Here is a 15,434-nt window from a genome sequence, read left to right on the forward strand (position 1 = left end):
ACTTGTCGCTTCCGGAAGGCCGTTCTATCGTCTTGATGTATCGAGTCGATACATCGGTGCGAGACAGTGACGAGGAGGCGACGATGAGCCGGCGTTCCGGGATCCTCGAGTTCGCTGTCCTCGGGCTGCTCCGCGAGTCCCCGATGCACGGCTACGAGCTGCGTAAACGCCTCAACACGTCCCTGGGTGTGTTCCGTGCCTTCAGCTACGGCACGCTCTACCCCTGCCTCAAGACGCTGGTCGCCAACGGCTGGTTGATCGAGGAACCGGGACACACCACGGAGGACGCCCTCGCCGCACCACTCGCAGGGCGTCGCGCCAAGATCGTCTACCGGTTGACGGCGGAAGGTAAGGAGCACTTCGAGGAGCTGCTCTCGCAGACGGGTCCCGACGCGTACGAGGACGAGCACTTCGCCGCTCGTTTCGCCTTCTTCGGGCAGACCTCGCGCGACGTCCGCATGCGAGTCCTCGAAGGCCGGCGCAGCCGGCTGGAGGAGCGCCTGGAGAAGATGAGTGCCTCGCTGGCACGCACCCGGGAGCGACTCGACGACTACACGCTTGAGCTCCAGCGCCACGGGATGGAGTCCGTGGAGCGCGAAGTGCGCTGGCTGAACGAGCTCATCGAAAGCGAGCGGGCCGGCCGGGACCTGAAGGGTCCCGGCCATGGAGAAACCGTTCGCGACACCACAGAGGGAGCGCCGGGCGTCCTGCCCCGGCCCGGGGACACCCCCGGGCCGGATACGCCCGGCGACACCGCCACGTGAGGTCCCTGCCAGGGCCTCACTCGTACACACAGGGAGCAACCGGAATGGGTTCGGTTCGCGTAGCCGTCGTCGGCGTGGGCAACTGCGCCGCGTCGCTGGTTCAGGGAGTCGAGTACTACAAGGACGCCGACCCGGCGTCGAAGGTCCCCGGGCTGATGCATGTCCAGTTCGGCGACTACCACGTCCGTGACATCGAGTTCGTCGCGGCGTTCGACGTCGACGCGAAGAAGGTCGGTCTCGACCTCGCCGACGCCATCGGCGCCTCCGAGAACAACACCATCAAGATCTGCGACGTGCCGAACACCGGTGTGAAGGTCCGGCGGGGCCACACCCTCGACGGTCTCGGCAAGTACTACCGCGAGACCATCGAGGAGTCCGAGGCCGAGCCGGTCGACGTCGTCAAGGTCCTCAAGAAGAAGCAGGTCGACGTCCTCGTCTGCTACCTGCCGGTCGGCTCCGAGGAGGCGGCGAAGTTCTACGCCCAGTGCGCCATCGACGCCAAGGTCGCCTTCGTCAACGCCCTCCCGGTCTTCATCGCCGGCACCAAGGAGTGGGCGGACAAGTTCACCGAGGCCGGCGTCCCGATCGTCGGCGACGACATCAAGTCCCAGGTCGGCGCCACCATCACGCACCGCGTCATGGCGAAGCTGTTCGAGGACCGGGGCGTCGTCCTGGACCGCACGATGCAGCTGAACGTCGGCGGCAACATGGACTTCAAGAACATGCTCGAGCGCGACCGCCTCGAGTCGAAGAAGATCTCCAAGACGCAGGCCGTCACCTCCCAGATCCCCGACCGGGACCTCGGCGAGAAGAACGTCCACATCGGCCCGTCCGACTACGTGGCCTGGCTCGACGACCGCAAGTGGGCCTACGTCCGCCTCGAGGGTCGCGCCTTCGGTGACGTCCCGCTGAACCTGGAGTACAAGCTCGAGGTCTGGGACTCCCCGAACTCCGCGGGTGTCATCATCGACGCCCTGCGCGCCGCGAAGATCGCCAAGGACCGCGGCATCGGCGGCCCCATCCTCTCGGCCTCCAGCTACTTCATGAAGTCCCCGCCGGTCCAGTACTTCGACGACGAGGCCCGCGAGAACGTCGAGAAGTTCATCAAGGGTGAGGTCGAGCGCTAAGGCTCACTCAAAACGCTCCTGCCAGGGCTACAGAGGGTCCCCGGGTGGTATCGCCCGGGGACCCTCGCCGTATGTGAGGCTGTGCCCCATGCCCGTCGTCCGCGATCTGCGTGTCCTGCTCCGCCTCCGGGACTTCCGGCGCCTGCTCTCCGTGCGCCTGCTCTCCCAGGGCGCGGACGGCGTCTACCAGATCGCTCTGGCCGCGTACGTCGTCTTCTCCCCGGAGAAGCAGACCTCGGCCGCCTCGATCGCCTCCGCCATGGCGGTCCTGCTGCTCCCCTACTCCTTGGTCGGCCCGTTCGCCGGTGTACTCCTGGACCGCTGGCGCCGCCGTCAGGTCTTCCTCTACGGCAACCTCGTGCGCGCCCTGCTGGCGTCGGCGACGGCCGTCCTGATCCTCGGCGACGTCCCGGACTGGCTCTTCTATGTCTCCGCCCTGTGTGTCACCGCGGTCAACCGCTTCGTCCTGTCAGGCCTGTCCGCGGCACTGCCCCGAGTCGTCGACGACGAGCGACTGGTGATCGCCAACTCCCTTTCCCCGACCGCCGGAACGCTCGCCGCGACCGCGGGCGGCGGACTCGCCTTCGCCGTACGGCTCCTGGCCGGCGACTCCGACGCGGCCGTGGTGCTGCTCGGTGCCGGGCTCTACCTGTGCGGCGCCCTGGCCGCCCTGCGAATGCCGCCCGAACTGCTGGGCCCTGAACCCGAGTTGATCCAGACGCGTCTGGGCACCGCGCTGGCCGGCACCGCACGCGACCTGATCGCCGGTGTACGGCATCTGGCCGCACCCGCACGCCGGTCCGCTGCCCGGGCGCTCGGCGCGATGTCCCTCATGCGGTTCTGCTACGGCGCTCTGCTCGTCATGGTGTTGATGCTCTGCCGGTACACCCTGACGTCCGATCCCAGTGACGGACTGGCCCTGTTGGGGCTCGCGTTGGGGGTATCGGCGGCCGGGTTCTTCGTCGCCGCCGTCATCACGCCCTGGGCGGCCGGCAGGCTCGGACCCGAACGCTGGATCGTCGTGTGCGCGGCCGCTGCCGCGGTCCTGGAGCCCGCTCTCGGGCTTTCTTTCGCCACCGTGCCCATGCTCATCGCGGCGTTCGTCCTTGGCCTGGTCACTCAAGGCGCGAAGATCGCCACGGACACGATCGTGCAGTCCGCCGTCGACGACGGATTCCGAGGACGGATCTTCTCCGTCTACGACGTGCTGTTCAACATCGCCTTCGTGGGCGCCGCAGCTGTGGCCGCGCTGATGCTGCCGCCGGACGGGCGTTCGGACATTCTTGTGATCGCTGTCGCCGTCGTCTACGGGGCGGTCGCTGTGGCGATGGCGAAAGATCGGCGAGTGACGGCGGACCGATGACGGGCGATGTTTCACGTGAAACACCGCCCGGTCGCTGCCCGGGGTCATGTTTCACGTGAAACATGACCCCGTTCCCCGCCTCAGCTCTGCTCGGCCCACCAAGCCTTGAGTGCGGAAACCGCCTCGTCGTGACCCATCGGCCCGTGCTCCAGCCGAAGCTCCAGCATGTGCTTGTACGCGCGACCCACGGCAGGGCCCGGGCCCACATCTAGGATCTTCATGATCTGGTTGCCGTCCAGATCGGGCCTGATCGAGTCCAGTTCCTCCTGCTCCTGAAGCTGGGCGATCCGCTCCTCCAGCCCGTCGTACGCGCGGGACAGTGCCGCCGCCTTGCGCTTGTTACGGGTCGTGCAGTCCGAGCGGGTCAGCTTGTGAAGCCGGTCGAGCAGCGGCCCGGCATCCCGCACATAGCGGCGAACCGCGGAGTCGGTCCACTCTCCAGTGCCGTATCCGTGGAAGCGCAGATGGAGTTCGACGAGCCGGGAGACGTCCTTCACCAGGTCGTTGGAGTACTTGAGCGCCGTCATCCGCTTCTTGGTCATCTTCGCTCCGACCACCTCATGGTGATGGAACGAAACCCGGCCGTCCTTCTCGAACCGCCGCGTGCGCGGCTTGCCGATGTCATGAAGCAGGGCGGCCAGACGGAGCGTGAGGTCGGGCCCCTCCTTCTCCAGTGCGATGGCCTGCTCAAGAACGATCAGCGTGTGTTCGTAGACGTCCTTGTGCCGGTGGTGCTCGTCGCTCTCCAGGCGCAGGGCGGGCAGCTCGGGGAGCACGTACTCGGCCAGTCCGGTGTCGACGAGCAGCGCCAAGCCCTTGCGCGGGTGCGCGGACAGGATGAGCTTGTTCAACTCGTCCCGGACACGCTCGGCGGAGACGATCTCGATGCGCCCGGACATCTCCTTCATGGCCGCCACGACCTCGGGGGCCACCTCGAAGTCGAGCTGGGCCGCAAAGCGGGCCGCGCGCATCATCCGCAGCGGATCGTCGGAGAACGACTCCTCGGGGGTGCCCGGCGTGCGCAGTACCCGTGCCGCGAGATCTTCGAGACCGCCGTGCGGGTCGATGAACTTCGCCTCAGCGAGGGCGTACGCCATCGCGTTCACCGTGAAGTCCCGACGGACGAGGTCCTGCTCGATGGAGTCGCCGTACGCCACCTCGGGCTTGCGGGAGGTCCGGTCGTAGGCCTCGGACCGGTAGGTGGTCACCTCCACCTGGTAGCCGTCCTTCTGCGCCCCGACCGTGCCGAAGGCGATCCCGACCTCCCAGACGGAGTCCGCCCACTTCCTGAGGATCTTCAGTACATCCTGGGGGCGGGCGTCGGTCGTGAAGTCGAGGTCGTTGTCCGGCCGGCCCAGCAACGCGTCCCGGACCGGCCCTCCGACCAGCGCCAGGGAGAACCCGGCGTCCTGGAAGCGGCGAGCCAGGTCGGTGGCGACCGGAGGGAATCGCAGCAGTTCGTTCACCGTGCTGCCATGCTCCTGGCTGAGGACATTGAGGTGGGATTCGTCGGCGTTCGGCACAACAGAAGAGGGTACGTGGCCGCGGCGGCCCGGAGCGCCTCCATTAAACGTGCACAGACCCGCCACCCGAACCTGCACAAGGTCTGCTCCGGAGATCACGGTCGCACTTCTCTTTATACGTGCACATTCAGGACAGTGCGGCCGTGTCTCCCGATCTTGTGGAGCGGTCCGCGGCACTTCCCCTCAGCGCGCATCGTTACCATGCGTGGACGCACATTCCGACGACCACTGACGACGACTAGGGACGGGCGAGCGCGTGGCCGAGGCGGCAGACTTCCAGGGGACCAGTCCCTCACCTGCCCGCCGCTGGCTGCGGCGCACCGGGGCCCTGCTGGCAGGGGTTCCGCTGCTGGCCGGCCTGTGCCAGCTTCCCGCCGCCTCACAGGCCCAGGCCGCCGACGACTCCGGCTCGGTGGCCGTCGCCATCGACACCCTCAGCCCCAGCGCGCCTACGGACGGTGACACCGTCACCGTCTCGGGGACCGTGACCAACAACGGCAAGCAAGCCGTCACCTCCGCGCATGTGGACCTGGGGGTGGGTCCCGAGCTGACCACCCGCTCGTCGATCGACCAGGTCACCCAGGACAGCGACTCCCTCCAGGGCCCGACGGGATCCGAGGTCGGCGGCAAGTACGTCGCGAAGTTCCCCAAGCTGACCCCGGGCGTCGCCCAGCCCTTCTCCCTCACCGTCCCGGTCGACGAGCTGGACCTCGGCGATGCCGGCGTCTACCAGCTCGCCGTCTCCCTCTCGGGCAAGACGGCCGCACAGCCCTGGGACCGTGTGCTCGGCGTCCAGCGGACGTTCCTGCCCTGGCAGGACGACGAGGCGGACCCGAAGACGAAGACGACCTTCCTGTGGCCGCTGATCTCCAACGTCCACATGACGGCGGAGACCGGTGCCAACGCGCAGCAGACGCCGGTCTTCCTCAATGACGACCTCGCGAAGGAGATCTCGGCCGGCGGCCGACTGGACCAGATGCTGTCGTTGGGCGAGGAACTCGACGTCACCTGGGTGATCGACCCCGATCTCCTGGCCTCCGTCGACGCGATGACCGGCCGCTACGAGGTACAGGGCCCGGGCGACACCACCACGCCAGGCACCCAGCAGGCGGTTGCCAAGCAGTGGCTGGCGAGGCTCCAGAAAGCGGTCGAGGGCCAGGAGGTCGTCGCGCTGCCCTTCGCCGACCCCGACCTCGCCTCCCTGGCCCACAACGGAACGAGCGTCACCGGTTCGCTCAGCCACCTCGACGAGGCAACCGATGTCGCGGTCACCACGGTGAAGACCGTGCTCCACGTGACACCGAGCAGTGACTTCGCCTGGCCCGTGAACGGCGCGGTCGACCCCTCGATCGTCAAGGTCGCCACCTCCGCCGGCGCCGACAAGGTGATCGCGCGCAGCGACAGTCTCCAGGAGACCGGTGGCCTGTCGTACACGCCGTCCGCCGCCCGTCCCATCGGTGGCGGCACCACGGCGGTCGTCGCGGACGCACGGCTGTCGACGGCGTTCCAGGGCGACCTGACGAGGGCTTCCTCCGCGACGCTCGCCGTCCAGCGGTTCCTCGCCCAGAGCCTCACTCTCGGACTCCAGACGAACAAGCAGCGCAGCGTCGTCGTCGCCCCGCAGCGGATGCCCACAGCGAGCCAGGCCGCCGCCATGGCCGAGGCGATCAGCGCGCTCCAGAGCGGGAACTGGTCCGAGCCGCAGAAGCTCACCGCGGCGGCCGCGGCCAAGCCCGACCCGGGCGCCACCACCAAGGTGCCCCCGGCCTCCGCCTATCCCCGCTCGCTGCGCAAGCAGGAACTCTCGAAGGCGGCCTTCCAGCAGATCGCCGGCACCCAGGGCAAGCTCGACAACCTCAGGGTGATCCTCTCCGACCAGTCCCGCGTCGTGACCCCCTTCGGGCGGGCCATGAACCGCGAGATGTCCACGTCATGGCGGGGCCGTGCCGACGAGGCGAGCAGTTTCTGCAACGACGTCGAGTCCTACCTCGACAGGCTGACCTCCCAGGTCAGCCTGATCGACAAGTCGGAGACCAAGCTCTCCGGCCGCAGCGCCACCATCCCCGTGACCGTCCAGAACAACCTGGTCCAGGGAGTGGAGCACCTGAGGCTGCGGCTGACCTCGCTGAGCCCGAACCGGCTCGAGATCGGTGGCTCCTCCTACGACGAGCAGCCCGTCGAGGTCTCCGGCGGCCACAGCCAGACGGTGAAGTTCACCACCACCGCCAACGCCAACGGCCAGTCCTCGGTGATCGCCCAGCTGTACACCGAGGACGGCCAGCCGTACGGCAACGCGGTCCGGTTCGACGTACGGGTCACGGAGTTCACCGCCACCGTGATGCTGGTCATCGGCGGCGGAGTCCTGCTGCTGGTACTGGCAGGATTCCGCATGTACACCCAGCGCAAGCGGGCGGCCGCCCGTGAGGCCGAGCAGAACAGCCCGGACGACGAGACGGGCGAGGCCGCCGACGGGCCGGAGAACCCCGAGGGCCCCGAGGACCGTCTCACCAAGGAGTCCGGCACCGCCGGGCCCGGGGCGGACGGCCCCGAGCAGCCGAGTGACCTGACAGCGGACACCGCAGCGGAAAGCGCCGACCCGTCCGGCACGGGTGAGAGAGTGGACCGTTGAGGATGTCGTGGCCGGTGGGCCCGGGACGATGAGGTGGGGTAACCATGAACGCGCCGTACGAGGGTGACAGCCAGGGCGCGGGCAGCTCGGGTCGCCCCGAGGGCCCGCCGCCCGAGCACGGCCAGGTGCCGCCGCAGTCACCCGCGGACATGTACGTCCAGGACGCCTACGACCAGGACCCCTACCGGGGCCAGGACCTCCACACCCAGGACCCGGTCGCCGAGGCCCTCTACGACCGTGCCGCACACCCCCCGCCGCCGCCCGGCACCTACCCTCCTCAGCAGCCCCTGTACGCGCAGCCGCCCCAGTCCCCCTACGCCCCCGACCCCCAGGTCTGGGCGCAGACCCCGGCGCCCGAGCCGGAGGGGCCGACGCAGTTCCTGCCGTACGGCGACAACCCGCGCACGACCCAGTTCGTGGGCGTCGACGACCTGGTCACCGAGGCCGGCGAGGAACGCCACGAGCCGGACGCCTTCGCGCACCTCTTCCGCGACCAGCAGCAGGGCGGCGGCCGCCCGACGGATCCCCCGTCGGTGCCTGGACCGGCGCCTGCTCCCGGAGCGCCGTCGCAGGTCCCGCAGTTCCAGGCGTCTGCCGCGCCCGGCCCCGCGGCCGAGGAGACGATGAACCTCGGTACCGCCCCGGCCTTGGCCGAGACGGCCTCCGCCGCCACGGTGGCTCCAGCCGCTCCTGCCGCTCCCGCCAAGAAGGGCGGGAAGGCCACCGGCCTGCTCAAGTCGAGCGCCGTGATGGCGGCCGGCACGATGGTCTCCCGGCTCACCGGCTTCGTGCGCTCGGCGCTGATCGTGTCGGCGCTGGGCACCGCCTTCCTGGGCGACTCCTTCCAGGTGGCCTACCAGCTGCCGACCATGATCTACATCCTCACCGTCGGCGGCGGTCTGAACTCCGTCTTCGTACCGCAGCTCGTACGCGCCATGAAGGAGGACGACGACGGCGGTGAGGCGTTCGCGAACCGGCTCCTGACGCTCGTGATGGTGGCCCTCGCCGCTCTCACCGCCATCACGATGTTCGCGGCGCCGCTGCTGGTGCGCGCGCTCTCGAACTCGGTGGCGTCCAATCCGGCGGCCAATGACGTGGCCATCACCTTCACCCGTTACTTCCTGCCCTCGATCTTCTTCATGGGCATCCACGTGGTGATGGGCCAGATCCTCAACGCACGCGGCAAGTTCGGCGCGATGATGTGGACTCCGGTCCTCAACAACATCGTCATCATCGTGACGCTCGCGACGTTCCTGTGGGTCTACGGCACCGCCAAGCACTCCGGCATGAGCGTCACCTCCATCCCGCCGGAGGGGCAGCGGCTGCTCGGCGTGGGCATCCTGCTGGGTCTCGTGGTGCAGGCCCTCGCGATGATCCCGTATCTGCGCGAGACCGGTTTCCGACTGCGGCTGCGCTTCGACTGGAAGGGCCACGGCCTGGGCAAGGCCGCGATGCTCGCCAAGTGGACCATCCTGTTCGTCCTCGCCAACCAGGCCGGCGCGCTCGTCGTCACCCAGCTCGCCACCGCCGCCGTCGCCGACACCAAGATCGCCGGCACGGGCTTCAGCGCCTACGCGAACGCCCAGCTGATCTGGGGGCTCCCGCAGGCAATCATCACCGTCTCGCTGATGGCCGCCCTGCTGCCGCGCATCTCGCGCTCGGCCGCCGAGGACGACGCAGGCGCGGTGCGCGACGACATCTCCCAGGGCCTGCGCACGACAGCGGTCGCGATCGTGCCGATCGCCTTCGGCTTCCTGTCCCTCGGCATCCCCATGTGCACGCTCATCTTCGGCTCGTCGGGCACCGGTGGGGCCACGAACATGGGTTACATGCTGATGGCCTTCGGCCTCGGCCTGATCCCGTACTCGGTCCAGTACGTCGTCCTGCGTGCCTTCTACGCCTACGAGGACACCCGGACGCCGTTCTACAACACCGTCATCGTGGCAGCCGTCAACGCCGCTGCCTCTGCCGTCTGTTACGCCGTCCTGCCGCCTCGCTGGGCCGTGGCCGGCATGGCCGCCGCCTATGGTCTGGCGTACGCCATCGGCGTGGGCGTGGCCTGGCGCCGCCTGAGCAAGCGCCTCGGCGGCGACCTGGACGGCAAGCGGGTCCTGCGGACCTACGCCCGGCTCTGCATCGCCTCCGTCCCGGCCGCCCTGCTCAGCGGCGCGGCCTGCTACGGCATTGCCCACACCCTCGGTCAGGGCGTGGTCGGTTCGTTCGCCGCGCTGATCGTGGGCGGGGCCGTCCTGCTCGGGATCTTCTTCGTCGCGGCACGCAAGATGCGCATCGAGGAGTTGAACTCCCTGGTCGGCATGGTCCGGGGGCGTCTGGGGCGCTGAGCCGGGGGTACGCGCACAACCATCGTCCGCCATCGTGTGTCGTGCATAGCGGCGGACTGTGGGCACAATTGGATTCTGCGTCGCACGGCGCGCAATGAATGGGGAGGCAGGGAACGACGGTGGCGGAACGGAGCACGGCTGCCGTCGACGTGGCAGACACCAGCGGTGATCAACCGCTGACCGCCAAGGCGGACCAGTCCACGGCCGACGGCGTGGCCAAGAACCGGGAGCGGGACACGGAAGACGTCGAGGCACAGGGGAGTGGCGGGACCGAGAGTCCTGGCAAGGCGTCACCGCCGGAGCTGCACAGCGGTCACAAACTGGCCAGACGCTACCGTCTCGAGGAGTGCGTCACCCGTCTGGACGGGTTCAGCAGCTGGCGTGCCGTCGACGAGAAACTCCGTCGGGCCGTGGGCGTGCACATCCTGCCCGCGGACCATGCGCGGGCGCGTTCCGTCCTTGCCGCGGCCCGTTCCTCCGCGCTCCTCGGCGACCCGCGGTTCGTCCAGGTCCTGGACGCCGTCGAGGAGAACGACCTCGTCTACGTCGTCCACGAGTGGCTGCCCGACGCGACCGAGCTGACCACGCTCCTCGCCTCCGGCCCGCTGGAGCCGTACGACTGCTACCAGATGGTCAGTCAGGTGGCCTCCGCGATGGCCGCGGCCCACCGTGAGGGCCTCGCGCACCTGCGACTGAACCCGAACGCCGTGCTGCGTACGTCGAGCGGCCAGTGGCGCATCCGCGGCCTGGCCGTGAACGCCGCGCTGCGCGGCGCGAGTTCGGACACCCCGCAGCGCGCGGACACCGAGGCGATCGGCGCCCTTCTGTACGCGGCGCTGACCCAGCGCTGGCCGTACGAGAGCGACGCGTACGGCCTGGCCGGGCTGCCCAAGGACGTCGGTCTGATCGCACCCGACCAGGTGCGGGCGGGCGTGCACCGCGGGCTGTCCGAGCTGTCGATGCGGGCACTGGCCAACGACGGTGCCACCGCCTCCCGGCACGAGTCGGCGTGCACGACGCCCGAGGAACTGGTCAAGGCGATCGGGGAGATGCCCCGTATCCGCCCGCCGGAGCCTGCGTTCACCGCGCCCCCGGAGTACCAGCGCACCACGTACCAGCAGGGCACGTACGGCCGTCCGGCGCCGCATCCCGGTGTCACCCAGCCGGTCGTGCCCCCGCCGCCGCCCCTCCAGAGCCGCACCGGCCGAGCCCTGAAGTGGGCTGTGTCGGCCCTCCTCATCGCCGCGCTGGGTCTGGGCAGTTGGCAGCTGGCGGACGCGCTGATGGATCGGGGCGGCAGCTCGGACGACAACCAGAGCCAGACGACCGACGACGGCGACAAGAACAGCACCGCGCCGAAGCCGACGAAGACGCTCAGCATCGAGGATGCCCAGGAGTTCGTCGCCCAGGGCGACGCCCAGCACCCCAATGACGTGAAGCTGACGTACGACAACAGCATGACCACAGGCTGGCGGACCAGCAGCTACAAAAACGGTCCGAAGATAGTGATCAAGCCTGGCGTCGGCATCGTCTACGACCTCGGTTCCTCCCAAGAGGTGTCGGCCGCCACCCTGTCACTCCGGTACGGCGGCAACTACACGGCAGCCTCGCTGTACGCAGCCGATTCGCTCACGCCGTCCTCCCTGGACGCCATGACCAAGATCGGCTCGGTCACGACCGACGACACCACGGCCACGATCAAGGTCGGCAAACCGGTGAAGTCGCGGTACGTGCTGGTCTGGCTCACCGCGATGCCGTACTCCGGGGACGATCCCGCGAATTACAGCAACCCCGGCTACAAGCAGGCCATCACCAATGTGAAGTTCACCGGCTGAGGCAGCACCACAGACAAGGGGGAGGGGGTCGGATGGCAGATGACACCGCGTACGGCGGCACCAGCGATCAGGACCTCCTGGCCCGTCACGTGGACGGCGATCCCGACGCCTTCGGTGAGCTCGTGCGGCGCCATCGGGACCGGCTCTGGGCGGTAGCCCTCCGGACGCTCGGGGACCGCGAGGAAGCCGCTGACGCCGTTCAGGACGCCCTCGTGTCCGCCTACCGGGCCGCCCACACCTTCCGGGGACAGTCGGCCGTCACGACCTGGCTGCACCGGATCACGGTGAACGCCTGCCTGGACCGGGCCAGAAAGGCCGCCTCGCGCAAGACGTCCCCGGTGGATGACACCGAGCGCCTGGAGCAGCTCCTGGAGCCGCACGAGTCCGCCTCGGCGCCCGCGGAGCGCAACGACCTGCACCGCCAACTCCTGGAAGCCCTCGGCACGCTCCCGCCCGATCAGCGCGCCGCCCTCGTCCTGGTGGACATGCAGGGTTACCCCGTCGCCGAAGCCGCCCGCATGCTCGACGTGCCCACCGGCACAGTGAAGAGCCGCTGTGCCCGGGGCAGAGCCAGACTCCTCCCCCTCCTCACCCATCTGCGGCCGGAAAAGGCCGGAGATGACAGAGAAGGGAACGCCGGACGGAACCGCACGCAGGGGACATCCGTCCCACCCGCAGCGGGTTCTTCGTCGGAAGGCCCGCCCAAGTCGGGACCAAGCGATTCAGCCGTAGTGAAGGGCGGAGGTGGGCGAGCGTGACTTCCTCGACGGACACAGCCGGGCACCCGGACGTCGCCGAGATCTCCGACCTCACCGAAGGCCTCCTCCCCGATTCCAGGACCGCGGACGTACGTCGGCATCTGGATGACTGCGAACTCTGCGCCGACGTGCACGCGTCGCTGGAGGAGATCCGTGGACTGCTCGGAACAGCACCGGGGCCGACCCGCATGCCCGCCGATGTGGCCGGGAGGATCGACGCCGCTCTCGCCGCCGAGGCCCTGCTCCAAGCCACAGCCCCCGACGCGGTGAACGCACCGGCGCCGGTGGAAAGCGCGCATGTTTCACGTGAAACATCGCCCACCGCCGACCGCCCCTCGGGACATGCCCGGTCCGCCTCGACCGGTCCAGGCCGCAAGGAGAGGAAGAAGGGCAGCCGGCGCAGGACTGCTGTCCTGGGTGCCGCTTTCGCGGTCGCCGCTCTGGGATTGGGTTCTGTACTCATCACATCGCTGAATGACGGCAAGACGTCAGACGAAAGTCAGGCCTCCCCGTCCGACACCTTCTCCGCCGACACCCTCAAGAAGCAGGTCTCCCAACTCCTCACCCCGGGCAGGTCCGCCACCGGCGGCTCTCGATCCCCTCAGGACATGGGCGCGGCAACCGAACCCGGCACCAAGCAGCCCTTCACCAAGAAGCTCTCCTTCATCCCCGCGTGCGTCCAGAAGGGCATCCCCACCCAGGACACGGCCCTCGCGACCAAGGACGGCGTCTACAAGGGCAAGGACGCGCTTCTCGTGGTGCTGCCCGACCCATCCCACAGCAACCGGGTCACCGTCTTCATCATGGACGCGTCCTGCGTGAAGACAGCGCCCACCAGCACCGCGAAGATTCTTCTGAAGCAGTCCTACGCCCGCTCCTGAACGCTGACGCTTCGCCTCCCGCCTGCGTGGTAATGCGTACGGTGTGGCCTCTCCGTGTGCCCGGACACACCGGGAATGCGCGCCCCTTAGGATCCGTTGGGTGGGGTGAGAGTTCTGAGAGGGGCTCCACCGGTCCGACGACGCAGTCCAGAGACGAGGAACCAAGCCGTGAGCGACGTCCGTAACGTGATCATCATCGGCTCCGGGCCCGCCGGCTACACGGCGGCGCTCTACACCGCGCGCGCGTCGCTGAAGCCGCTGGTGTTCGAGGGCGCCGTCACCGCCGGTGGCGCCCTGATGAACACCACCGAGGTGGAGAACTTCCCCGGCTTCCAGGACGGCATCATGGGCCCCGAGCTCATGGACAACATGCGCGCCCAGGCCGAGCGCTTCGGCGCCGAGCTCATCCCGGACGACATCGTCAGCGTCGACCTGACCGGCGAGATCAAGACCGTCACCGACACCTCGGGCACCATCCACCGGGCGAAGGCCGTGATCGTCACCACCGGATCGCAGCACCGCAAGCTCGGCCTGCCGAACGAGGACGCCCTCTCCGGCCGCGGTGTCTCCTGGTGTGCCACCTGTGACGGTTTCTTCTTCAAGGACCAGGACATCGCCGTGATCGGTGGCGGCGACACCGCCATGGAGGAAGCGACCTTCCTCTCCCGCTTCGCCAAGTCCGTCACGATCGTCCACCGTCGTGACACCCTGCGCGCCTCCAAGGCGATGCAGGAGCGTGCCTTCGCCGACCCGAAGATCAAGTTCGTCTGGGACAGCGAGGTCGCCGAAATCCAGGGCGACCCGAAGCTGTCGGGCCTGAAGCTGCGCAACCTCAAGACCGGCGAGCTCTCGGACCTGGCGGTCACCGGCCTGTTCATCGCGATCGGCCACGACCCGCGCACCGAGCTCTTCAAGGGTCAGCTCGACCTGGACGGAGAGGGCTACCTCAAGGTGGAGGCGCCCTCGACCCGCACCAACGTGACGGGCGTCTTCGGTGCCGGTGACGTGGTCGACCACACCTACCGCCAGGCGATCACCGCGGCCGGTACCGGCTGCTCCGCCGCGCTCGACGCCGAGCGCTTCCTCGCCGCCCTCGCGGACGAGGAGAAGGCCGAGCCCGAGAAGACCGCTGTCTGACCTCCCTGCATCCCGCCCCGCCCCACCGCACCAACCAGTTAAGGAGCCCGCCGTGGCCGGCACCCTGAAGAACGTGACCGACGATTCCTTCGAGCAGGACGTCCTGAAGAGCGACAAGCCCGTCCTGGTGGACTTCTGGGCCGCCTGGTGCGGTCCGTGCCGCCAGATCGCGCCGTCCCTTGAGGCGATCGCCGCCGAGTACGGCGACAAGATCGAGATCGTCAAGCTCAACATCGACGAGAACCCGGGTACGGCCGCCAAGTACGGCGTCATGTCCATCCCGACGCTGAACGTCTACCAGGACGGCGAGGTCGCCAAGACCATCGTCGGCGCCAAGCCCAAGGCCGCGATCGTCCGCGACCTCGAGGCCTTCATCGCTGAGTGACGTTTCACGTGAAACACGAAGGGGCCGGCCCATGAGGACCGGCCCCTTCCTCGTGTTCCGTCACAGCGGTCGCAGCGCGGGCTCCTTCTGAACCGCCCCCAGAAGCCGGTCCAGCGCCATTTCCACGTCTTCCTTCCAGGAGAGCGTGGTACGCAGTTCCAGCCTCAGCCTCGGATACGTGGGGTGCGGCCGGACCGTCTTGAAGCCCACCGCCAGGAGGTGATCTGCGGGAAGCAGACATGCGGGCTCCTTCCAGCGGGCGTCACCGAAGGCCTCGATCGCCTTGAAGCCTCGCCGCAGCAGATCTTTGGCGACCGTCTGCACCATCACCCGGCCCAGTCCCTGTCCCTGGTAGCCCGGCATGATGAACGACGTGATCAGCTGGACGGCATCCGGAGACACAGGACTCGTCGGGAAGGCCGTCGAGCGGGGTACGTATGCCGGAGGCGCGTAGAGGACGAAGCCGACCGGCACGTCGTCGACGTAGACGACCCGCCCGCATGATCCCCAGTCCAGCAGAACGGCGGAGATCCATGCCTCCTTCTCCACGGCCGGTGTGCCGGCCTTTACCGCGGCTTCTCCGCTGACGGGGTCCAACTCCCAGAAGACGCAGGACCGGCAGCGTGTGGGGAGGTCCTGAAGATTGTCCAGCGTGAGCGGTACGAGCCGACGCCCCATGAAGGCTGATCC

At 68.6% G+C, this 15,434-nt stretch carries 12 protein-coding genes; 10 read left to right on the plus strand and 2 right to left on the minus strand.

The annotated features are described in order from the left end of the window. Positions 1-83: 83 nt before the first annotated feature. The 3 genes from AQJ54_RS32685 to AQJ54_RS32695 all read left to right on the plus strand — a co-directional run bounded on the left by AQJ54_RS32685 (position 84) and on the right by AQJ54_RS32695 (position 3,254). Positions 84-764 (plus strand): PadR family transcriptional regulator, encoded by a 681-nt coding sequence (locus tag AQJ54_RS32685; RefSeq protein WP_062243398.1) that lies wholly within the window; start codon positions 84-86, stop codon positions 762-764. Between the two features lie 44 nt (positions 765-808). Then, the gene (locus AQJ54_RS32690; RefSeq protein WP_030319525.1) at positions 809-1,891 is read left to right on the plus strand and encodes an inositol-3-phosphate synthase; all 1,083 of its coding nucleotides are present in this window, start codon (positions 809-811) and stop codon (positions 1,889-1,891) included. An 88-nt stretch (positions 1,892-1,979) separates the two neighbouring features. After that, positions 1,980-3,254 carry an MFS transporter gene (locus AQJ54_RS32695; RefSeq protein ID WP_062243402.1) on the plus strand — a complete coding sequence of 425 codons (1,275 nt, stop codon included), beginning with the start codon at positions 1,980-1,982 and terminating at the stop codon, positions 3,252-3,254. Between the two features lie 80 nt (positions 3,255-3,334). Here the strand turns inward: AQJ54_RS32695 and AQJ54_RS32700 are convergent, their stop codons facing one another. After that, entirely contained in the window at positions 3,335-4,777 is a 1,443-nt protein-coding gene (locus tag AQJ54_RS32700; protein ID WP_062243405.1) for a CCA tRNA nucleotidyltransferase, read from the minus strand. Between the two features lie 256 nt (positions 4,778-5,033). On the opposite strand from AQJ54_RS32700, the gene AQJ54_RS32705 reads away from it, so the two are divergent. From AQJ54_RS32705 to trxA, 7 genes are all read left to right on the plus strand, one after another. Further along, positions 5,034-7,406, plus strand: a complete 2,373-nt coding sequence (locus tag AQJ54_RS32705; RefSeq protein WP_062243408.1) for a DUF6049 family protein — start codon at positions 5,034-5,036, stop codon at positions 7,404-7,406. A gap of 44 nt (positions 7,407-7,450) precedes the next feature. Continuing rightward, positions 7,451-9,748 (plus strand): murein biosynthesis integral membrane protein MurJ, encoded by a 2,298-nt coding sequence (murJ, locus tag AQJ54_RS32710; protein ID WP_062243411.1) that lies wholly within the window; start codon positions 7,451-7,453, stop codon positions 9,746-9,748. A gap of 119 nt (positions 9,749-9,867) precedes the next feature. Next, positions 9,868-11,583, plus strand: a complete 1,716-nt coding sequence (locus AQJ54_RS32715; RefSeq protein ID WP_062243414.1) for a protein kinase family protein — start codon at positions 9,868-9,870, stop codon at positions 11,581-11,583. A gap of 32 nt (positions 11,584-11,615) precedes the next feature. Further along, positions 11,616-12,341: an RNA polymerase sigma factor SigM gene (gene sigM / locus AQJ54_RS32720; RefSeq protein WP_062025661.1), complete on the plus strand. Its 726-nt coding sequence runs from the start codon at positions 11,616-11,618 to the stop codon at positions 12,339-12,341. After that, entirely contained in the window at positions 12,338-13,222 is an 885-nt protein-coding gene (locus tag AQJ54_RS32725) for an anti-sigma factor family protein (RefSeq protein WP_062243424.1), read from the plus strand. The genes sigM and AQJ54_RS32725 overlap by 4 nt, the downstream gene beginning before the upstream one ends. A gap of 168 nt (positions 13,223-13,390) precedes the next feature. Further along, the gene (gene trxB, locus AQJ54_RS32730) at positions 13,391-14,359 is read left to right on the plus strand and encodes a thioredoxin-disulfide reductase (RefSeq protein ID WP_062243435.1); all 969 of its coding nucleotides are present in this window, start codon (positions 13,391-13,393) and stop codon (positions 14,357-14,359) included. Positions 14,360-14,411: 52 nt separating this feature from the next. Further along, positions 14,412-14,744 (plus strand): thioredoxin, encoded by a 333-nt coding sequence (gene trxA / locus AQJ54_RS32735; RefSeq protein ID WP_020134150.1) that lies wholly within the window; start codon positions 14,412-14,414, stop codon positions 14,742-14,744. A 60-nt stretch (positions 14,745-14,804) separates the two neighbouring features. Here trxA and AQJ54_RS32740 read toward each other — a convergent pair whose 3' ends face one another. Next, entirely contained in the window at positions 14,805-15,422 is a 618-nt protein-coding gene (locus AQJ54_RS32740; RefSeq protein ID WP_062025667.1) for a GNAT family N-acetyltransferase, read from the minus strand. Between the last annotated feature and the right edge of the window lie 12 nt (positions 15,423-15,434).

Origin of the sequence: Streptomyces griseorubiginosus (genome assembly GCF_001514195.1) — a bacterium.
GTDB classification, from domain to species: domain Bacteria; phylum Actinomycetota; class Actinomycetes; order Streptomycetales; family Streptomycetaceae; genus Streptomyces; species Streptomyces griseorubiginosus.